18 protein-coding genes are annotated in these 18985 nt (G+C 67.7%); 3 read left to right on the top strand and 15 right to left on the bottom strand.

The window, feature by feature from the left end:
- Window positions 1–191: 191 nt before the first annotated feature.
- A complete protein-coding gene (gene hisS, locus HMPREF3114_RS05885; RefSeq protein WP_065177574.1) occupies window positions 192–1586 on the bottom strand; it encodes a histidine--tRNA ligase in 1395 nt (464 codons plus the stop codon).
- Between the two features lie 127 nt (window positions 1587–1713).
- On the opposite strand from hisS, the gene HMPREF3114_RS05880 reads away from it, so the two are divergent.
- Complete coding sequence (locus tag HMPREF3114_RS05880; RefSeq protein WP_010482595.1) at window positions 1714–2466, top strand: Crp/Fnr family transcriptional regulator; 753 nt, start codon at window positions 1714–1716, stop codon at window positions 2464–2466.
- Window positions 2467–2523: 57 nt separating this feature from the next.
- On the opposite strand, the gene thrC is transcribed toward HMPREF3114_RS05880, so the two are convergent.
- The 6 genes from thrC to HMPREF3114_RS05855 form a co-directional block, all read right to left on the bottom strand.
- Window positions 2524–3810 (bottom strand): threonine synthase, encoded by a 1287-nt coding sequence (gene thrC / locus HMPREF3114_RS05875; protein WP_053499895.1) that lies wholly within the window; start codon window positions 3808–3810, stop codon window positions 2524–2526.
- 29 nt (window positions 3811–3839) lie between these two features.
- Window positions 3840–4754, bottom strand: a complete 915-nt coding sequence (locus tag HMPREF3114_RS05870; RefSeq protein WP_053499897.1) for a homoserine kinase — start codon at window positions 4752–4754, stop codon at window positions 3840–3842.
- On the bottom strand, window positions 4751–7255 hold the full coding sequence (gene thrA, locus HMPREF3114_RS05865) for a bifunctional aspartate kinase/homoserine dehydrogenase I (protein WP_053499899.1): 2505 nt from the start codon (window positions 7253–7255) through the stop codon (window positions 4751–4753). Before thrA ends, HMPREF3114_RS05870 begins: the two co-directional genes overlap by 4 nt.
- Window positions 7256–7339: 84 nt before the next feature.
- Entirely contained in the window at window positions 7340–7477 is a 138-nt protein-coding gene (locus HMPREF3114_RS21175) for a hypothetical protein (protein WP_162911581.1), read from the bottom strand.
- Window positions 7478–7615: 138 nt separating this feature from the next.
- Window positions 7616–8566 carry a DMT family transporter gene (locus HMPREF3114_RS05860; RefSeq protein ID WP_053499901.1) on the bottom strand — a complete coding sequence of 317 codons (951 nt, stop codon included), beginning with the start codon at window positions 8564–8566 and terminating at the stop codon, window positions 7616–7618.
- A gap of 167 nt (window positions 8567–8733) precedes the next feature.
- A complete protein-coding gene (locus HMPREF3114_RS05855; protein ID WP_053499903.1) occupies window positions 8734–9429 on the bottom strand; it encodes a helix-turn-helix transcriptional regulator in 696 nt (231 codons plus the stop codon).
- An 81-nt stretch (window positions 9430–9510) separates the two neighbouring features.
- Between HMPREF3114_RS05855 and HMPREF3114_RS05850 the strand changes: the two genes are divergently transcribed.
- The gene (locus tag HMPREF3114_RS05850; protein ID WP_005416318.1) at window positions 9511–10290 is read left to right on the top strand and encodes a DUF6491 family protein; all 780 of its coding nucleotides are present in this window, start codon (window positions 9511–9513) and stop codon (window positions 10288–10290) included.
- Here the strand turns inward: HMPREF3114_RS05850 and HMPREF3114_RS05845 are convergent.
- From HMPREF3114_RS05845 to HMPREF3114_RS05835, 3 genes are read right to left on the bottom strand one after another with little or no spacing between them, the layout of a single operon-like run.
- Window positions 10287–11339: a linear amide C-N hydrolase gene (locus HMPREF3114_RS05845; RefSeq protein ID WP_053499905.1), complete on the bottom strand. Its 1053-nt coding sequence runs from the start codon at window positions 11337–11339 to the stop codon at window positions 10287–10289. The two genes, HMPREF3114_RS05850 and HMPREF3114_RS05845, sit on opposite strands and share 4 nt — an antisense overlap.
- Before the next feature lie 43 nt (window positions 11340–11382).
- On the bottom strand, window positions 11383–11820 hold the full coding sequence (locus HMPREF3114_RS05840) for a DUF6691 family protein (RefSeq protein WP_053499907.1): 438 nt from the start codon (window positions 11818–11820) through the stop codon (window positions 11383–11385).
- Window positions 11817–12254 (bottom strand): YeeE/YedE family protein, encoded by a 438-nt coding sequence (locus HMPREF3114_RS05835; protein ID WP_053499909.1) that lies wholly within the window; start codon window positions 12252–12254, stop codon window positions 11817–11819. The genes HMPREF3114_RS05840 and HMPREF3114_RS05835 overlap by 4 nt, the downstream gene beginning before the upstream one ends.
- A gap of 86 nt (window positions 12255–12340) precedes the next feature.
- Between HMPREF3114_RS05835 and HMPREF3114_RS05830 the strand changes: the two genes are divergently transcribed.
- On the top strand, window positions 12341–12661 hold the full coding sequence (locus tag HMPREF3114_RS05830; RefSeq protein WP_005416314.1) for an ArsR/SmtB family transcription factor: 321 nt from the start codon (window positions 12341–12343) through the stop codon (window positions 12659–12661).
- A gap of 15 nt (window positions 12662–12676) precedes the next feature.
- Here the strand turns inward: HMPREF3114_RS05830 and HMPREF3114_RS05825 are convergent, their stop codons facing one another.
- The 5 genes from HMPREF3114_RS05825 to HMPREF3114_RS05805 form a co-directional block, all read right to left on the bottom strand.
- The gene (locus tag HMPREF3114_RS05825; protein WP_053499911.1) at window positions 12677–13105 is read right to left on the bottom strand and encodes a BLUF domain-containing protein; all 429 of its coding nucleotides are present in this window, start codon (window positions 13103–13105) and stop codon (window positions 12677–12679) included.
- 83 nt (window positions 13106–13188) lie between these two features.
- Window positions 13189–14322, bottom strand: coding sequence for a hybrid sensor histidine kinase/response regulator (locus HMPREF3114_RS05820; RefSeq protein ID WP_070489346.1), 1134 nt, complete (start codon window positions 14320–14322; stop codon window positions 13189–13191).
- A complete protein-coding gene (locus HMPREF3114_RS05815; RefSeq protein ID WP_053499917.1) occupies window positions 14319–14894 on the bottom strand; it encodes a chemotaxis protein CheB in 576 nt (191 codons plus the stop codon). Before HMPREF3114_RS05815 ends, HMPREF3114_RS05820 begins: the two co-directional genes overlap by 4 nt.
- Window positions 14894–15718, bottom strand: coding sequence for a CheR family methyltransferase (locus HMPREF3114_RS05810; protein ID WP_053499919.1), 825 nt, complete (start codon window positions 15716–15718; stop codon window positions 14894–14896). Before HMPREF3114_RS05810 ends, HMPREF3114_RS05815 begins: the two co-directional genes overlap by 1 nt.
- Complete coding sequence (locus HMPREF3114_RS05805) at window positions 15715–18822, bottom strand: response regulator (RefSeq protein ID WP_070489344.1); 3108 nt, start codon at window positions 18820–18822, stop codon at window positions 15715–15717. The genes HMPREF3114_RS05810 and HMPREF3114_RS05805 overlap by 4 nt, the downstream gene beginning before the upstream one ends.
- Window positions 18823–18985: the final 163 nt, after the last annotated feature.

Below are 18985 nucleotides of genomic sequence, written 5' to 3'. Positions count from 1 at the left end.
CCATGCCGCTCACACCCCTGCCACCGGACCCACCCCGCCGTCGACAGTTTCCTGCGAGCTGTTGGAACAGCAAGGGGTCGGATCCGCTTTCTGAAGGAAAACGGCTCTGACCCCGGAACGCGGCCCGGAAATGAAAACGCCCACCGGGTGGTGGGCGTTTCGTGGCGTGTCGGCGTGCGGCCAACCGGCAGTTACATCACCTTCGACTGCTCCAGCTCCACCTGCAGGGTGCTCGCCAGCTCATCGCGCGACACTTCGAACTGCTGTTCGCGCAGCAGGTCCTTCACCGCCACCACGCCGCGCGCCAGCTCGTCTTCACCGGCCAGCACCACGAAGCGGATGCCCGCCTTGGCCGCGTACTGGAACTGCTTGCCGATCTTCTTCGGCTCCATCTGCACTTCGGTATTGATGCCACCCGCGCGCAGGCGGCGCGCGATGTCCAGCGACTGCGGCATGCCCTGCTCGTCCATCAGCGCCACCAGCGCCTGCACGCTGCTGGCCTCGATGCCATCGATCAGGCCGGCCTCGCGCAGCTGCCAGAACAGGCGCGACAGGCCGATGGAGATGCCCACGCCCGGCAACTTGGACTTGCTGTAGTGGCTGGCCAGGTCCTCGTAGCGGCCGCCCGAGCAGATCGAGCCGATCTGCGGGTGGTCGGTCAGCGTGGTCTCGTAGACGGTGCCGGTGTAGTAGTCCAGGCCGCGCGCAATGGAGAAGTTCAGGCAGTACGCGGTTTCCGGCACGCCCAGCGCCTGCACCAGCTGCAGCACTTCGCGCAGTTCGGCAACACCGGTACGCAGGATCTCCGAAGAACCGGCGTCGGCTTCAAGCGTGGCCAGCTGCGCCAGCGCATCGGCATGACCCTGCGAACGCACGGCCACGAATGCCAGGATCTTCTCGACCTGCTCGCCCGGGATGTTGAAGCCCTCGCCCACCAGCGTCTCGCGCACGTAATCGGCGCCGCGCTTGTCCAGCTTGTCCACTTCGCGCAGCACCGCCAGCTGGCGCTCGCCTTCGGCCACGCCCAGGCTCTCGAAGAAGCCGCGCATGAGCTTGCGGTTGTTCAGCTGGATGCTGAAGTCACCGATGCGCAGTTCCGAGAACACGGCGTGGATGACCGCCAGCACTTCGGCGTCGTAGCGTACGCTCAGGCTGTCCTTGCCGATCACGTCGATGTCGCACTGGTAGAACTCGCGGAAACGGCCGCGCTGGGCACGCTCGCCACGGTACACGCGCTGCATCTGGTAACGGCGGAACGGGAAAGTGAGTTCGTGTTCGTGCTCGGCCACGTAACGCGCCAGCGGCACGGTCAGGTCGAAGCGCAGCGCCATTTCCGGCAGCGAACGGTCACCCGACTCGGCGGCATTGGCCAGCGCACCGGTGGACTGCACGAAGTACACCTGGCGCTCGGTCTCGCCGCCGGACTTGGTCAGCAGCACGTCGGACAGCTCGAACACCGGCGTCTCCACCGGCAGGAACCCGAAGCGCTCGTAGTTGCGGCGGATGACGTCCAGCATGCGCTGGAACGCAATCTGCTCGCGCGGCAGCAGCTCAAGGGTGCCGGGCGGGGTACGGGGCTTGATCACGGGCGGAACTCCTGCTGGAACGGGACGTGGGAGGGGGCGACATTCTAGCGCCCCCGCCTCGGGCAGGGTCGAACGGCCGCTTGAAGTATCATAAGGCCCTCCCCCGCCCGCGATACGCCCCCGCAACATGTCACGGCCTTCCGGCGCTCCGCCCGCCACCAACGATCCCGCCTCGCCGTCCTGCACCACGCTGGACTGCCTGCACTGCTCGGTTCGCCACCTTGCGGTGTGCTCGGCGCTGTCGCCCGATGAAGTGCAGGCGCTGGAACAGGTCACCGTTTCGCAGCAGGTCAGCATGGGCAGCACGCTGGCCCGCACGGGTGAAGAACGCGACCATGTCTATACATTGACTGCCGGCGCACTGCGCCTGGTACGCACCCTGGCCGACGGCCGCCGCCAGATCAACGGCTTCGTGCTGCCCGGCGACTACCTGGGCCTGAGCGGCAGCGACCATCACCGCTACGACATCGAAGCCATCGCCGACAGCCGTGTCTGCCGCGTCGCGCTGCCACAGATGAAGGCGCTCCGCAGCCGCTTCCCGCACCTGGAGCGCAAGCTGCTGCAGCGTGCCTGCCAGGAACTGGATGCCGCGCAGGACGCTGCACTGGCGCTGGCACGCCTGCAGCCGGCCGAGAAGCTGGCCGATTTCCTGCTGCGCCTGGCCGCGCGCGAGGCCAAGCTGGGCGGCGACGGCCTGCGCGTGTCGCTGCCGATGGGCCGAGGCGACATCGCCGACCATCTGGGCCTGACCATGGAAACGGTCAGCCGCACCTTCACCAAGCTGCGCCAGCAAGGGCTGATTGCCCTGCCCCACCTGAACGTAGTGGAGATCCTCGACGAGGACGGGCTGCGCACACTGGCCGGTGAAGGGTTGATCTGACCGCACTGCGGTTGATGGGATTGCCGGCCAGCGGCCGGCAACCACATCCATCTCCGATCAACGCAACAACACCTCGCGCAACGCCGAGTAATCGGCGGCCAACGGTTCGGCGTGCGCCGCCCGTTGCAACAACGCATCCAATGCCGGCGGCACGGCCAAAGGTTCGCCGATCAACGGCTCGACAACGGCCTCGAACTTGGCCGGATGTGCGGTGGCCACCACCGCCCAGTCGCCCTTGGCACCCCGTGCGCGCAGGTCCTGCAACACCTTCACCGCCGTAGCCGTATGCGGGCAGAACAGCTCGCCACTGCTGGCATGGGCCGCCGCAATCGTCGCGCGGATGGTCACATCATCCACCGCGAACGCACGCAGTGCAGCGCGCAGCTCCGCATCATCTCCGCGGTAAAGCCAGCGCAGGCGTTCGAAGTTGCTTGGCGCACCCACGTCCATTGCGTTGGCCACGGTGGCCACACTGGCCTGCGGCTGGTAGTCGCCGCCACTGAAGTACGCGGGCAGCACGGCATTGGCATTGGTGGCCAGCACGATCTGCCCGATCGGCACTCCCAGTGCGCGCGCCAGCACCGCGGCCATCGCGTTGCCAAGGTTGCCGGTCGGCACCACCAGGTTGAGCCGGCGACGATGCAACGCGTAGTGGCTCAGTGCCGTATGTGCGTAGTAACTCATCTGCGGCAGCAGGCGACCGAGGCTGATGCTGTTGGCCGAGCTCAGCGGCACCTGTGCCTGCAGTTCGCGGTCGGCCAGCGCCTGCTTGACCATGGCCTGGCAGTCATCGAAGGCACCGGCCACGCGCAGCGCCAGGATGTTGTCACCAAAGCAGCCGAGCTGGTGCGCCTGGCGCGGTGACACGCGACCATCCGGATACAGCACCACCACGCGTACGCCTGGCTGGCGGTGGAAGGCCGCGGCAACGGCCGCGCCGGTATCGCCGGAGGTGGCGACGACGATGGTCAGGTCACGGTCCTTGCCGGCCTGCAGCTGCGACAGCGTACCGGCCAGGAAACGCGCACCAATGTCCTTGAACGCCGCCGTCGGCCCATGGAACAGTTCCAGCACGTGGTCACCGTCGCCGAGCGCACGCAGCGGCACCGGGAAGTCGAACGCCTCGCGGCAGATCGACGGTAATCCGGCCTCCAGCGCATCTCCGGCGAAGAACGGTGCCAGCAGGTCTGCAGCGGTATCGGCCAGGGTCGCACCGGCTTCCAGCTCACGTGGCGCCGGCAGTACCTGGGGCACGTACAGGCCACCATCGGGCGCCAAGCCTGCAGCGATGGCCGCACTGAGGCCAACGGCCGGGGACCGGCCGCGGGTCGAAACGAATTGCATGGGTTCAGTATCCAAAGAGGGAGAAGGATTCAGCACAGCCGGGCTCCGGGCGCATCCAGCGGCGATACCCAGGCATCGCTGTCGAAGCCGGCAGCAGCGAATGCCGCCTGCACCGGCGCCGCGGCAGCGTGGGCCTGGTCGGCATCTTCGAACCAGGCGAACACGCTGGGGCCGGCACCGGAGATGCCTGCGCCCATTGCACGGGCTGACAACGCCGCATCACGAGCCGCCTCGAAGCCGCCGATCAGTCCCGCCCGTCGCGGCTCCACCAGCACGTCGCGCAGGCCAGCGCGGACCAGCGCCGCGTCGCTGCGATGGCAGCCGCTGAGCACCAGCGCAAGATTCGCACTCTGCGCCACGAATTCACCCAGCGCATAGCTGCCTTGCAGCGCCTGGCGTGCCAGACGGGTTTCCAGCACCGCGTGCGGGTGCACCAGCAGGCTGTGCCAACTGGCTGGCACAGGGATCGGCAGCAGGCGGTCGGCCGTGCACAACGCCAGCCCGCCGAGCAGCAGCGGCCCCACGTTGTCACCATGGCGGCCCCCACTGGCCACGGCCTCGCCATCCAGCGCAAACGGGTACAGCGCCTCGCGCGCGAGTGGCGCGTCCAGCAATGCGTTGGCAGCAACCAGCGCAGCGACGCACGACGCTGCCGAGCCGCCCATGCCGGAGCCGAATGGAATGCCCTTGTCGATCTCCACCGCGAAGCCGAAGTCCAGGCCCAGCCCTGCGCGCAGCGACATCAACGCGGCACCTGCGGTGTTTCCGGCCGCCTCCAGCGGCAGTTCGACCGCACTGCCACGGATCGCCTCGATGCGCACCACCGGCTCATCGATACACCGCACGCTCACCGTATCGCCAACGCCTGCGATGGCATGCCCCAGAATATCGAAGCCCACCGCCACATTGGCCACCGTGGCGGGCGCAAATGCACGTGCGATCACAGGCGTGCCCCCTCGCCAGCGGCTACCCGCAGCAGGTCGGCGAACACGCCCGCCGCCGTCACTTCCGGTCCAGCGCCCGGCCCCTGCACCACCAGCGGGTTGTCGCAGTAGCGGCGGGTACGGAACTGCACCACGTTGTCGGTCAGCCGCAGGTTGGCGAAGGCATGGTCGGCCGGCAGTTCCTGCAGGCCCACCGAGGCGCCGTCGGTGCCCAGCCGTGCCACGTAGCGCAGCACCGCGCCACGCGCCCGCGCATCCTGCAGGCGCTGCAGCAGGCTGGCGTCGGACTCGCCCAGCCGCGCCATGAAGTCATCCACGCTGCCGTCGCGCAGCAGTGCCGGCACCAGGCTTTCCACCTGTACCTGTTCCAGGCTGAGCGCGTGACCGGCCTCGCGTGCAAGGATCACCAGCTTGCGTGCCACGTCCACACCGGACAGATCATCGCGCGGGTCCGGCTCGGTATAGCCCATCGACCGCGCCTGCGCGACCAGCTGCGAGAACGGCTGGCTGCCGTCGAAGCGGTTGAACAGCCAGGCCAGCGTGCCGGAGAAGATGCCCTCGATGGCCAGCACCTCGTCACCGGTATCGACCAGATCGCGCAGCGTGGTGATCACCGGCAGGCCCGCGCCCACCGTGGCCTCGTAGCGGAAGCGCGCACCACTGGCCGCTGCGGCGGCGCGGATGCGCTGGTAGCGCGGCAGCGGCCCGGCACCCGCCTGTTTGTTCGGGGTGACCACATGGATGCCCGCCGCCAGCCAGCCCTCGTAGCGCTCGGCCACCTCGGCACTGCCACTGCAGTCGATCACCACCGCATGCGGCAGGTGCGCAGCCAGCAGGTGCTCGGTGAAACGATCAAGATCGCTGGATTCACCCGCGTCCCGCAGGGCCTCGCGCCAGTCCGCGTGCAGGCCGTCCACTTCCAGGCGCATGCGCGAACGCGAGGCCAGCGCACGCAGGCGAAGATCCACATTGGCCTTGGCCAGCAGCTGCGGGCGCGCGGCCAGCAACTGGTCCAGCAGTGCGGCGCCAACGTTGCCGGGCCCGATCACACCGACCGCGAAGGTCTGCGGCGACAGCCAGAAGCCTGCATGCGCCGCGCGCAGCGCACGGGTGGCATCGGCGCTATCCACTGCGACCGAGATGTTGCGCTCGGACGAGCCCTGCGCAATCGCCAGGATGTTCACCTGCGCACGCCCCAGTGCCTCGAACAGGCGCGCCGCCACACCTGGCTGCCCGGCCATGCCGTCACCGACCGCGGCCAGTACGCTGACGCCCTCACTGACCTGTACGCGCTGCACCTGTCCCGCTGACAACTCGTGCGCAAATGCGTGCAGCAGTGCATCACGGCCACGGCCGGCTTCGGCAGCACGCACCACGCAGCAGATTGAATGTTCCGAGGAACCCTGCGAGATCATCACCACCGACACCTGCGCCTGGCGCAGCGCGGCAAACACGCGCTCGGCGGTACCCGGCACGCCGATCAGGCCGGTGCCTTCCAGGTTCAGCAGGGCCAGCCCGGGACTCAGGGTCAGGCCCTTCACCGGCCCGCGCGGCGAGCGCTCGGCGCTGATCCGCGTACCCGGATGCGCCGGCTGGAACGTATTGCGGATGAAGATCGGCAGGCCGAGGCGGATCGCCGGCGACATCGTCTGCGGGTGCACCACCTTGGCGCCGAAGTACGCCAGTTCGCAGGCCTCGTCGTAGCTCAGCGCTTCCAGCTGCACCGCCTCGGGCACCAGCCGCGGGTCCGCCGACAGCACGCCATCGACATCGGTCCAGATGTGCAGCTCGTCAGCGTTGAACAGCGCGGCAAAGATCGCACCGGAATAGTCGCTGCCGTTGCGGCCGAGGGTGGTGATGCGGTCATCGCGATCGCGTGCGACGAATCCGGTGGCAACCAGGCGCGACTGCGGATGCTGCAGGCGCCACTTGGCCAGGCGATCGGCACTGGCTTCCCAGTCGACATCCACGCCGAGTTCGCCATGCCCGACCACCAGCACATCGCGCGCGTCGAGCACCGCGCAGTCTTCGCCCAGCGCGCGCAGATGCGTGCCGAGCAGCTGTGCGGAAAACACTTCGCCCAAGCCCTGCACACGGTCCAGCACCTCGCGCGGCAGCTCGCCGATCACCGCCAGCGCGGCCAGCACTTCGGCCAACTGATCGAAGCGGGCGTCGATCCATTCGACCGTCTCGCCCACCTGCTCGCCCAGCAGCGCAACGGCAGCGCCGCGATGGCGTGCGCGCAGGGCATGCCAGGCCTCACGCCAGCCTTGATCGCCCTTGGCCGCCAGCTGGGCCAGTTCGATCAGCGCGTCGGTGACGCCTTTCATCGCCGAGACGACGGTGACCTGCAGCGATTCGGGACGGGCCAGCAGCAGGCCGCCCACATGGCGATAGCGTTCGGCATCGGCCACCGAGGTGCCGCCGAACTTGTGCACGACGGTGAACGGGGCAGCCAGGTCGGCCGGGGCAACGGAATGAGCGGGAGCGTGGGAAGGCATGCAGACCTCGGTAGGAGGCCCCGTCGCATGCAGGTGTCGAGTTTCCCCGCCACCTGAAGGGTGCGGGGCCGTGGTTTTCGGGAGTTACACGAAGACGACGGGCCGCACCAGGGCAGTGGTGACGGTGGTGGTGGTAATGGTGGTGATGGTCGCGACCGGCGCAGTCGAACGGCCCGCAATGGCGGGGGCGATCAGGCTGGCGTGGGCGGCATCAAGGACCATGGCGCACAGAAAACACCGTGCGCCCGGCCGCTGTCAAGTGCTGCGATGCAAAAAACCGATGCAGCGATCATCGGCCAACGTGCCGACATTTGGTTGCAACTGAGACAAAGCCGGCATCAGCACGCTTGACGACTGCATTCAGCCGGCATGTTCGGCGATCGCCCGTGGTGTGCGATGCGCATGCGCGCACAGCATCACGCCAGCCACCAGGAACACGATTGCCAGCGCTTCCAGCAGCGAGGGCCAGCGCTGCTGCCATGCAAAGGCGTACAGCAGCGCGAACAGGGTCTCGAACACGATCATCTGGCCAGTCAGGGTCAGTGGCAGCAGGCGGCTGGCACGGTTCCAGAATGCGTTGCCAAGGATCGAGGCCACCACTGCCACGCCGGCGCTGATCGCCCAGAACCCGCTCCATTGCGCCGCCGTATGGCTGCCGGTGTGCCCGATGAAGGCCATCGGCACCAGCAGCAGGGCCAGGCCGCCGGTGGTGACGCCGGTCAGCAGCGACCAGTCATGGCTGGACAGGTCCGGCCTGCGCGCCAGCCAGCGGCTGTTGCCGATCGAATACAGCGCCCACGAGAACAGCGCACCGAACGCGCACAGCAGCCCGATCAGGCGCTGCCGCCACGGGGTGGCCAGGTGCTCGGACATCAGCGCTTCCCAACCCACCAGGGCGACCCCCAGCACGCACAGCCCCAGTGCCGGCAGCAGCTGTTTCAGTGGTACAGCGCCCTGCTCGCGCACGCCAACGAGGGTGACCACCACCGGAATCAGGCCAACGATCAGCGATGCCGCAGCGCCACCGGCCCACTGCACGGCGGTCGCCAGCAGCAGGAAATACACCAGGTTGCCTGCCAGGCTCAGCCACAGCAGGCCGAACCATTCGGCACGGCCCAGCCGCGGTGCCAGCCGCTTCCATCGCGGCAGCAGCAGGGCGACTGCCATCAGGCCATAGACCAGGTAGCGGCCGGCGGACAGTTGCAACGCATTGAACGACTGAAGCACGGCAGGCGCGAGAAAGACCACGCCCCACAGTGCGCCAGCGGCCACGCCATTGGCGATGCCCACGGCCATCGGGTTGTTGCGCATTCGGATTGTCCGGGCGGATGGAACGGGCCGCGCAGTGTAAGCGCTGGCCGCTGGGCGCTCTTGACCCAGGCTGCTGCCTTGTCACCTCTGTAGAGCCGAGCCCATGCTCGGCTGCGATTCACCGTTGTGCAGATAAGGGCAGCCGAGCGCGGGCTCGGCTCTACAGATCAGCCGGCACCCCTGCGCCACGCAGCGGGGGTCTGGCCACATTCGCGGCGCAGCGCACGGGTCAGTGCGCTCTGTTCGGAATAGCCTGCGGCCAGTGCGATATCGCTGATCGGCGCGGCAGTGGTGCGCAGCTGATGCTTGGCCCAACGCAAGCGGCACGCGCTGAGCCAGGCCTGCGGGCTCAGCCCGAACTCGCGCTGGAACAATGTGTGCAACCGGCTCTCGCTGACACCGACAACTCCGGCCATCCGGGCAACCGGCCAGGCCCGGCCGGGATCGGCCTGCACCGCCGCGCACAGGCCCTGCATGCGCGCGCCACTGCCCGCCGGTGCAAATACCTGCAGCAACTGCGGCAGCAACGCCGGCATCGGCTGCCCTGCCTGCACGGCGGCCAGGCGCTGCCGCAACGCCAGCGGCAGATGCAGCCAGCGCTGGCGGCACAGATGCTCCTGCGTGCCGTCATCCAGCACGCCTGGAGGACAATCAACGATCACGAAACCATTGGGGCCGTCCGCCATCTGGTCATGTGCTTCGCCGGCGGCGACAAATGCCCCCTGCAGCAGGTCCAGCCGGCCGCCGCGCCCTTCCATCTCGAACTGCAGTTCCCCCTGCAGCGGCAGCACCCACTGCGCGTAGTCATGGCGGTCCAGGCCGGTGGCCTGCCCGTAGTGCCGCAGATGGAAGATGGCGCCCATCCGGGCAGTGTGCGCGTGTAACAACGGCCGTGCAAACCGCTGCTATAGTCGATCCGTCATCCAACGCAGGGAGTGCAGGTCATGACCCATCAGCAGCTGTCCCTGGTGCTTGCCACCAGCCTCGGCCTGGCGCTCACCGCCTCGGCCTCCGCGCAGGAACGTACGCCACCGGCCCCGCACTGCATGGACGCGGTCGGCGTCCAGGAAGTGGAGCAGGCTTCATCGCGTTCAATCGCTCTGCGAGCCGCGTCGGGCCAGGCCTATCGGATCGACTTCAGCGAAGAGTGCCCCGGCGTCCGCGGTGCCACCACGCTGAAACTTGAAGCACCCGCTGGCTGGGCCTGCGGTCGCCCCAGCGAGCGTGTGGTGGTCGATGGCCGCAGCTGCGCGATCAGCGCGGTGACCCCCGTGCAGGATCGCGACTACGCCAGCGTGGCCCGCGACAGCGACCGCCTGCGCATGGCCACCCTGCCCGCCCTGACCATCCGCGAGCGCAGGGACATCCGCCGCAGTTTCGGTGGTTCGCCGTCGTACTGCTTTGCCACGCGCAACGTGCGCGCGTGGTCGTCCGACCCGCAGGGCATGCTGGTGGAGACCAATCCGCATCGCAATGGGGGTCACCGCTACTATCGCGTGGAGCTTGGCAGCCACTGCCGCCAGCTCGACCGTGCGCCACAGCTGAGCTTCCACTCCGGCATGCAGAACGGCCTGATCTGTGGCAATCCGGGCGATCGCATCCTCACCGCCGGATTCGAGAATGGTGACCTGCGCAACGACGCGCTGGCGCCGCTGCCGCAGTACACCCGCGGCGGCTGCACGATCCAGGCGGTCTATCCGGCTTCCAGCCAGGCGTCGAACTAACCGTCGACGCCAAGGAACGCGAATGGTGCGCTGGGCACGAAGTGGCCCAGCGCGTCGCCGGAAAAGGTATTGCGCTGGTCCGGACCGAGATCGAGCTTGAGCACCTTGCCGCCGAAATCCACCTTGTTGAGGTCGACCCAGAACGTGTTCGGGGTCAATGCCGATTCGAAGAAGTACAAGCGCCGCTTGTGGTCGGCGACGGTACGCCAGCGCGTGGAGGAGATGTTCGGCTCGCCCGGCGTGGTAATGCCGTAGGGCACCGACGTATTGCGGATCACGCTGAACACGCTGGCCAGCGCCACCACCGGGTCTTCGGACTTGGGAATGGCGTTGATGTAGAACGAGGCGCGCGCGAAACGGTCGGCTGAGCGGTTGGTACCCGGCAGCATCACCGTGCCGCCGATCTGCTGCCAATAGCTGTTGAGTGCCAGCTGCTGCTCGAAGATCGGTGAATTGGTCATCACCTGGTAGCGCCGGTCATGGTGGATCACCTGGCGACCGCCGATGTATTCGACGATGGCACTGTCGCCACTGGCATCTGACAGCGACAGGTGCAGCGTGGCCTGGCGGTCTTCGCCCGGCACCTTGTCGGTGACGATCGAGTACGGCTCGCGCTGCAGCGCCGCGACCGCCTCGTCGACGGTGGCGAAGTTGTCCAGCACATACTGCGCCCATAGTGAGATGGCCAGGCCCGGCTTGTTGCCGCGCTGCTTCGGATACTCCGATTCGACCAGCCACAGCAGGTTGGCCACCAGGCCCTTCTCGTTCATGCCATCGGTGGTCGATACGTCATAACCGGTGGCCACCACCGAGCCGTAGCGCGCCGTCCAGGCCAGCGACTTCGGCCCGGCCTGGCCAGTGCGCGCGATGCCGCGTGGCAGCACGTAGAGGTTGGTCGCCACATCGACCTTCCAGTCCATCGAGCGCGCGGTGATCACATCACCGTTGTCGCCCAGGTAGACCGCGCGCGTGCAGGCCAGCGCGGGTGCCACTGCGGCGGCCAGCGCGACCGCCAGCAGTGCCCTTTCCTTCCACTTCATCCGTGCCATGTCGTTGCGCTCCTTTCCCCGTGATCCGTGGATATGACCCGATTCAGGGTGACACAGCGGTGAAGCCCCGGCGAACCAGGCGATCGTGCAGCCAGAAACCTGCAAGCATGGCCGGCACGAACCAAAGCGCTTCGCGCGATCCCACCGCCAGCCCGGCGATGGCAGGGCCCGGGCAATAGCCTGCCCAACCCCAACCCATTCCGAACAATGCCGCGCCCAGCACCAGGCGTACATCGACACCGCGCGCAGCGGGCAGTTGGAAGCGCGTTGCGCATGACGGCCGCGGGCGCCGCAGCACCCAGCGCTGGCCGACCGCGCTGACCAGCAGTGCCGAGGCCAGCACCCAGGCCAAGGTGGGATCGAAATCGCCGGCGATGTCGAGGAAACCGAGGATGCGGCGCGAATCGGTCATGCCGGCCAGCGCCAGGCCCGCGCCGAACAGCGCCCCTGCCGCGCCGGCGGCGGCCATCACGCGGCTCATGCGAAGCCCCCGCCATGACGGATCAGGAATGTAGTCAGCATTGCGCAGGCCATGAATACCAGCACCGCCAGCAGCGACCGCATTGAGCCGCGGGCCATGCCGCACACTCCATGACCACTGGTGCAGCCGTTGCCCAACCGCGTACCGAATCCGACCAGCAGGCCGGCGCCAACCAGCTGCCACGCCGGCAAGGCGTCACGCAACAGGTCGCGGGGCGCTTGATCTGGCACGGCCTGCCAGCACAGCACGCCCCCTGCAGCGGCAAGCAGGCCGAGCAGGAATGCCCAGCGCCAGCCTCGATCGCCGGGCGTTGCGCGCACGCTGCCAGCGGCGATGCCGCTGATGCCGGCTACCCGGCCCGTGGTTGCCAGCAAGACCACCGCCGCCGCACCGATCAACGCACCCCCCGCGACGGCGGCCCACAGCACGGTCATGACCTGCCTCCAGTTGTCGCGTTCATTCGCTTGCCTTTTGAATTAGCTTTTTCTAAATTAGCGTCTTCTAAAGAAAAAGGTCAACCATGGCCCGAATCGAGCTCGACAGTGCCGCGATGGCCGAGCATGCCGCCCAGGCTGCGGCGCTGCTCAAAAGCCTGGCCCATCCTGCACGGCTGCGCGTGCTGTGCCGGCTGGTCGAAGGCGAGGCGCCAGTACCGGAACTGCAGGCACTGACCGGGCTCAGCGCATCAGCGCTGTCCCAGCATCTGGCGGTGCTGCGCGGACTTGGCATCGTCTCGACCCGGCGCGAAGCGCAGTCGATCCACTACCGGGTAGTGGAAGGGCCGGCGCTGGGCGTATTGCAGGCGTTGCACGCGGCGTACTGCGGAAGTGCCGCGCGCTGAACCTTCCACGCAGGTTCAACCTGCGTGCAGCACCGGTTGCACGACCTGATCGAGCAGATCCACCGGGGTCGGCGCCGACGGGTCACCATGCAACGCGCGGGTGAAACCTGACCAGTCGCTGGAAGACAGTTGCCGCAGCAGCGCCTCCTCCACCGGCAACGCGCGCATCGACCAGTACGGAAACTGGCGCTGGCCAAGGCGGCCACGCGCCAGTTCGATGATGTCGATATGGCTACCGGCCTGCAGGATCCGTTCGTACACCGAATCGATACCATCCGGCGGCCCTTCGATGTACTGCAGGAATCGCCCGCCGTCATGCAGCAGCACACCGGTCACGCCCGCCATCTTGTTGAAACGGGCTGCATCGTCGACCAGCGCCCGCAGCCGTTCAGCGGAAAGATCCGGCAGCGCCTGGCTGACGTAGGCGATGGCACGCAGTGGCATGGCGCTTCCTTGACAAGATGTACACCCACGGTAGCAGCTGCGGACGAGTCCGTCTCAGTGCCCGCAGGTGTTCCCTGAAGAATTCAGGTAGCGGCCGCCGGCAGCCGCTCTGTGCGCCTCGGCAACCGGGCTTCGAACACCACCTGACCGGCTTCATTGCGCGCTGCGATGTGCCCGCCGTGTGCGCGCACGAACTGATCGACGATATACAGGCCCAACCCCAGGCCATTGCTGGGATGGAAGCTGGCCTTGAACGGCTCGAACAGGCGCGGCAGCAGCGCGTCGTCGATCCGTCCCGCGTTGCTCACCCGCAGCAGCACGCTGCGCGGATCACGGCCGTCCACCTCCACCCTCGCCTCACTGCCATGGGTGAGCGCATTGCCGATCAGGTTGGCGGCAACCTGTCCCAGCCGATCCAGATCACCCTGCAGGCGGGTATCGCCCAGCATATCCAGATGCACCCGTGCGTGGCCGTGGGCGCTGCCCGCTTCGGCCACCACCGCACGCGTGACCTCGGCAAGATCACAGGCGCTGGCCTGCAGGCGCAGCCCGCCGCTGCGGATCCGCGAAAAGTCCAGCAGCTGCTCAACCATGCGCGCCATGCGCAGCGTGCTGGCTTCCAGGTGCTTCAGGGTCTGCTGCGCGCCGTCATTGCCCGCAGGAAGCTCCAGCGCCAGCTTGTCGGCACACAGCAGGATCGCCGACAGCGGCGTGCGCAGATCATGGGTGAGCACCGCCGCCATCGTCTCGTTGAGCTTGAGCGAGCGCTCCAGCGCCTCGTTGCGCGCCTTCAGCAGCTGCCGCTGCTGGTACAGCTCGATGAAGACATTGACCTTGCTCAGGATCACCTGCGGCGCCACCGGCTTGTGCAGGAAGTCGACCGCGCCGGTTTCGTAGCCCTTGAACGCGCGCAGCGGGTCGTCCGGCGAAGCGGTCAGGAAGATGATCGGCACATCCCGGCTGCGGTGTGATCCGCGCATCAGCTCGGCCAGGGTGAAGCCATCGATCTCCGGCATGTGCACGTCCAGCAGGGCCAGCGCCACCTCATGCTCGAGCAGCAGTTCCAGCGCCTGCGCGCCCGAGCCCGCCAGCAGCAGGTTCACGCCTTCGCGCTGCAGCAGCGCCTGCATGGCCACCAGGTTCTGCGGCACGTCATCGACGATCAGCAGGTTGACCGGGGTCTGCGACTGCGCAGGGTCCGGTGGCAGCAGGTTCATGCAAACAACTCCTTCAGGCGACGGCACATCAGTTCGAGGGGCAGCACGGCATCGGCGCCGGCGTGCTGCAGGGCGGAGGCCGGCATCATCGATGCCTCGGCCTCCTCGGGACATTGCAGCCAGGCGCGGCCACCGGCGGCGCGCACCGCGGCCACCCCTTCACTACCATCGCTGCTGGCACCGGTCAGCAGCAGGGCCAGCACCTGCGCGCCGAACACGGCCGCAGCCGACTCGAACAATGGATCGATCGCCGGGCGTGAAAACAGCACCGGTGCGTCCACCGACAACGCCAGCGAACCGGCGTCTTCCACCAGCAGGTGATAGTCCGGTGGCGCAAAGGTCACCGTGCCAGGCTGCAGCGGCTGCTTGTCTTCGGCCTCGCGCACCGGCAGCGCACAGTACGGCGCCAGCACATCGGCGATGCGGCTGCTGCGATCGCGCGGAAGGTGCAGCACGGCCAGCACCGGCGCCGGCAGAGCCGCAGGCAGCGCGCCGAGCACCGCCTGCAGCGCCGCGACCCCACCCGCCGAGGCCCCGATCACCAGCACCGCCGGTCGTGTCGGCGGTGCCATCAGGCAACCTTCCGGTACAGGCGATGCTCCCGCGAGCAGGTCTCGAACGCGCCGTGGTGGCGCCCGAACTGCAGCGACTCCTTGCTGCCCAAGCCAAGGAAGCCGCGATGCACCAGCGCTTCACGGAACAGGCCTACCGCGCGGTCCTGCAGATCGCGGTTGAAATAGATCAGCACATTGCGGCACGACACCAGGTGCACCTCGGAGAACACGGTGTCGGTGGCCAGGCTGTGGTCAGCGAACACCACGTTGCGGCGCAGCTGGCGATCGAACACCGCGCCATCGTAGGCCGTGGCGTAGTAGTCGGACAGCGAGGCGCTGCCACCGGCCGCCAGGTAGTTCCGGCTGAACTGGGCCATCCGGTCGATGCCATAGGCGCCGGCCTCGGCGGTGGCCAGGGCTGCCGGATTGATGTCGGTGGCGTAGACGATGCTGCGCTCCAGCAGGCCTTCCTCGTGCAACAGGATCGCCAGCGACCACACTTCCTCGCCGGTACTGCAACCGGCCACCCACAGCTTCACCGACGGGTAGGTGCGCAGCACCGGCACCACCTGCTCGCGCAGCTCACGGAAATAGGCCGGGTCGCGGAACATCTCCGAGACCTGCACGGTGAAGAACTGCATCGCCTGCGCGAACAGGTCCGGCTCGTGCAGCAGGCGGTGCTGCAGGTCGGCCAGCCGCTCGCACTCATAGCGCTGCATGGCCTGGCGGATCCGCCGGCGCAGCGACGACACCGCATAACTGCGGAAATCGTAGTGGTAGCGCTGGTAAAGCGCTTCCAGCAGCACCTTCAGCTCCAGATCGAACAGGGCCTGCTCGTTCATTGCCGCGAGCACCAGACCCGGCACAGCGAGACCAGCTTGTCGACGTCGATGGGTTTGGCGATGTAGTCGTTGGCGCCGGCCTGCAGGCAGCGCTCACGGTCGTCCGGCATGGCCTTGGCGGTCAGCGCGATGATCGGCAGGTCCTGCAGGTGGCGCTGCGCGCGGATTTCGCGCATCGCAGCAAGGCCATCCTTCTCCGGCATCATGATGTCCATCAGCACCAGGTCGACCTCGCGCTCGGCCAGCCGATCCACCGCTTCCTGGCCATTGCGCGCGATCTCCAGCGTGACGCCGAGGGGTTCGAGCACGCTGGACAGTGCGAAGATGTTGCGCACGTCGTCCTCGGCCAGCAGCACCGTCCGACCGTCGAGCACGGTGTCGCGACGGCGGGCCTCGCGCAGCAGGCGCTGCTGGTCGCTGGGCAGGCTGGCCTCCACGCTGTGCAGGAACAGGGTCACCTCGTCCAGCAGGCGCTCGGGCGAACGCGCGCCCTTGATGATGATGCTCTTGGAATAGCGGCGCAGTCGCTGCTCTTCCTCGCGACTGAGCGCGCGGCCGGTATAGACGATCACCGGCGGGAAACCGACATCGTCGTTGCCGGCCATGTGCTCGAGCAGGTCGTAGCCGCTGCCGTCGGGCAGCGACAGGTCCATCACCATGCAGTCGAACGTGACCGTACTGAGCTGTTCCAGTGCGCTGGCCAGGGTGCCTACAGCGACGATCTGCAGCTGGTCGCGGCCCAGCAACAGTTCCAGGTTGTGGCGCAGCTCGTTGTCGTCTTCCACGATCAGCAGCCGCCGCATGTCGCGCTGGCTGGTCTGTTCCAGCTGTTCGATCGCCGTCACCAGCCGCTCGCGCGTGGTCGGCTTGATCGCGAAACCGATCGCACCCAGCTCGCGCGCCACCTGGCTGCGGTCCGTGGCCGAGACCACATGCACCGGGATGTGGCGGGTGTCCGGGTTGCGCTTCAGGCGTTCCAGCACGCTCAGGCCCGAAACGTCCGGCAGGCCGATATCGAGCAGGATGCCGTTCGGGCGCAGTTCACTGGCCAGGGCCAGCGCCTCTTCCGCCGTGCCCGCTACCACGCAGTCGAAGTCCAGTTCATGGGCCAGCGCCACCAGTGCTTCGGCGAACGTGGCATCATCCTCGACCGCCAGGATCAGGCGCCCGGCGCGCTGGCGGCGACCGCGGTCGTCGGCTACGCCGGCCATCGCAGTAACCGGCGCTGCCGCGGTCGCAGCGCGTACGGGCGCGGCCGGCAGCACGGCCGGCGCCGTCGGCGGCGCTGCCACGGGGACCTCGGCAGCGTCGGCTGCGCTCGCCGCAGGCGCACCCTGCAACGGCAGCTCCAAGATGAAGCAGCTGCCGCGCCCGGGCTCACTGTCAACCTGGATGCCGCCGCCCATGCGCTCGGCCAGATCGCGCGAGATCGACAGGCCCAGGCCGGTACCGCCGTAGCGACGGCGGGTGCTGCCATCGGCCTGGCGGAACGCTTCGAAGATGACATCCAGCTGCTCGCGGGCAATGCCGATGCCGGTGTCACAGACCTCGAACCGGATGCGGCCGTTGCCGCCGGCACGCACGTGCAGGCTGACCTTGCCATGCTCGGTGAACTTCACCGCGTTGGCCAGCAGGTTCTTCAGGATCTGCTGCAGCCGCTGGCTGTCAACCACCATCTGGGTCGGTGCCAGGGCGTCGGCTTCGATCTGCAGGGCCAGGCCCTTCTGCCGCGCCATCGGCTCGAACGTCTCGCGCAGGCGCTGCAGCGCGCTCTCGACCACCACCACTTCATCGGACAGTTCGACATGGCCGGCCTCGATGCGCGACAGGTCGAGGATGTCGTTGATCAGCGCCAGCAGGTCGTTGTTGGACGACAGGATCGCTCGCGCGTACTTCACCTGTTCCTCGGTCAGCGTGCCGTCCTTGTTGTCGGCCAGCAGCTTGGCCAGGATCAGCGAGCTGTTCAGCGGCGTGCGCAGCTCATGCGACATGTTGGCCAGGAACTCGGACTTGTAGCGCGAGGTCGCCGCCAGCTCGTTGCTGTTGCGCACCAGCTGGCTCTGCGCGATCAGCAGTGCCTGCTTCTGCGCCTCCAGCTCGTGGGTGCGCTCTTCCAGCTGCACGTTGCTCTGTTCCAGCTCAGCCTGCTGTTCTTCCAGGTGGCTCTGCGACTGCAACAGGCTGCGGCTCTGCTCTTCCAGTTCCTCGTTGGCCACGCGCAGCTCTTCCTGCTGGGCCTGCAGCTCCTCGCCCTGGCGCTGCGACTCTTCCAGCAGAACCACCAGCTGCGCACGCAGCAGCGACGCGCGCAGTGCCATGCCGATGGTGTCGGCGCAGCGCTCCAGCAGCTCGCGATCCAGGTCACGCTGTTCACCCGCCCGCGCGCGGCCCAGCTCGATGACACCGACCACCGTACCATCGCTGCTGATCGGCGCCAGGATGCGCTCGCGCACCGGCAGCCGGCCCAGGCTGGTCTGCAGTTCGAGCACGGCAGCATCTTCGCCGTGCAGGTGGCGGATGCGTTCGTCCCGGGCAACCTGCCCGGCCAGTCCTTCGTGCAGGGCCAGGGAGGCCGGCGTCCCAGAGGGCAGCGCCACGCCACCGGTCAGCTGCAGCCGGCCGCCGTCCAGGCGATAGACCGCACCGACCTCTGCATCCAGCTGCCCGGCCAGGCTTACTGCTGCCGCCTCGGCGATCTGCTCCGGCCCGAGGTCACCGCGCAGGCTCATCGCCACCGCGTTCTCGGCCTCCTGCAGCCAGAGCGCGCGCATCGCCTGGCGCCGGGCCTGGATCGCGCGCGAGACGATCAGTGCGATCATCAGGAAGGCGCAGCCACCGACGGTACGGTTGACAAGCGAGAACGACGAATTGTTGCTGGCTGGCGCAACGTTGAAGCCGATCACCAGCAGGACACAGGCGATCACCGCGACCACGAACGGCGCGCGTGCACTGCGCTGGAACACCGTCACGCCGACCGCGTGGAAGTAGGCCAGCCATACCGCATAGCCGAGCGGGACGACCAGTTCCAACGCGATGGTCGCGGCCAGCAGCACGGCGGACGTCATCCAGATCCAGCGGTCACGCGTAGTCGCACCAGGACGCATGCAGGTCGGTTCCAGAGGGCAAAGGGTGGAAGATGGTACTCCGTGTCGCATTCAGCCGCACAGGACAAATGGCACGTGTCAGGTGTGCACGCATCCTTCACACTTGAATGCCTAGCTTCACGTCCCTCACAGGGGTAACACTTATTTACACGTGGACGCAGCC

Source organism: Stenotrophomonas sp. HMSC10F07 (assembly GCF_001807895.1).
Taxonomy (GTDB): Bacteria; Pseudomonadota; Gammaproteobacteria; order Xanthomonadales; family Xanthomonadaceae; genus Stenotrophomonas; species Stenotrophomonas sepilia.
Note: the sequence above shows the minus strand (reverse complement) of the source record. Positions and strands in the feature narration are given on the sequence as shown.

What these genes read in the sequence shown, in the direction of transcription:
- thrC (WP_053499895.1), bottom strand. Translation starts at nt 3,810, where the DNA reads ATGCAATTCGTTTCGACCCGCGGCCGGTCCCCGGCCGTTGGCCTCAGT.
- HMPREF3114_RS05860 (WP_053499901.1), bottom strand. Translation starts at nt 8,566, where the DNA reads ATGCGCAACAACCCGATGGCCGTGGGCATCGCCAATGGCGTGGCCGCT.
- HMPREF3114_RS21175 (WP_162911581.1), bottom strand. Translation starts at nt 7,477, where the DNA reads ATGGTCCTTGATGCCGCCCACGCCAGCCTGATCGCCCCCGCCATTGCG.
- HMPREF3114_RS05840 (WP_053499907.1), bottom strand. Translation starts at nt 11,820, where the DNA reads ATGAGCCGCGTGATGGCCGCCGCCGGCGCGGCAGGGGCGCTGTTCGGC.
- HMPREF3114_RS05815 (WP_053499917.1), bottom strand. Translation starts at nt 14,894, where the DNA reads ATGGCACCGCCGACACGACCGGCGGTGCTGGTGATCGGGGCCTCGGCG.
- HMPREF3114_RS05820 (WP_070489346.1), bottom strand. Translation starts at nt 14,322, where the DNA reads ATGAACCTGCTGCCACCGGACCCTGCGCAGTCGCAGACCCCGGTCAAC.
- thrA (WP_053499899.1), bottom strand. Translation starts at nt 7,255, where the DNA reads ATGCCTTCCCACGCTCCCGCTCATTCCGTTGCCCCGGCCGACCTGGCT.
- HMPREF3114_RS05855 (WP_053499903.1), bottom strand. Translation starts at nt 9,429, where the DNA reads ATGGGCGCCATCTTCCATCTGCGGCACTACGGGCAGGCCACCGGCCTG.
- HMPREF3114_RS05830 (WP_005416314.1), top strand. Translation starts at nt 12,341, where the DNA reads ATGGCCCGAATCGAGCTCGACAGTGCCGCGATGGCCGAGCATGCCGCC.
- HMPREF3114_RS05845 (WP_053499905.1), bottom strand. Translation starts at nt 11,339, where the DNA reads ATGGCACGGATGAAGTGGAAGGAAAGGGCACTGCTGGCGGTCGCGCTG.
- HMPREF3114_RS05835 (WP_053499909.1), bottom strand. Translation starts at nt 12,254, where the DNA reads ATGACCGTGCTGTGGGCCGCCGTCGCGGGGGGTGCGTTGATCGGTGCG.
- HMPREF3114_RS05825 (WP_053499911.1), bottom strand. Translation starts at nt 13,105, where the DNA reads ATGCCACTGCGTGCCATCGCCTACGTCAGCCAGGCGCTGCCGGATCTT.
- HMPREF3114_RS05805 (WP_070489344.1), bottom strand. Translation starts at nt 18,822, where the DNA reads ATGCGTCCTGGTGCGACTACGCGTGACCGCTGGATCTGGATGACGTCC.
- HMPREF3114_RS05810 (WP_053499919.1), bottom strand. Translation starts at nt 15,718, where the DNA reads ATGAACGAGCAGGCCCTGTTCGATCTGGAGCTGAAGGTGCTGCTGGAA.
- HMPREF3114_RS05850 (WP_005416318.1), top strand. Translation starts at nt 9,511, where the DNA reads ATGACCCATCAGCAGCTGTCCCTGGTGCTTGCCACCAGCCTCGGCCTG.
- HMPREF3114_RS05880 (WP_010482595.1), top strand. Translation starts at nt 1,714, where the DNA reads ATGTCACGGCCTTCCGGCGCTCCGCCCGCCACCAACGATCCCGCCTCG.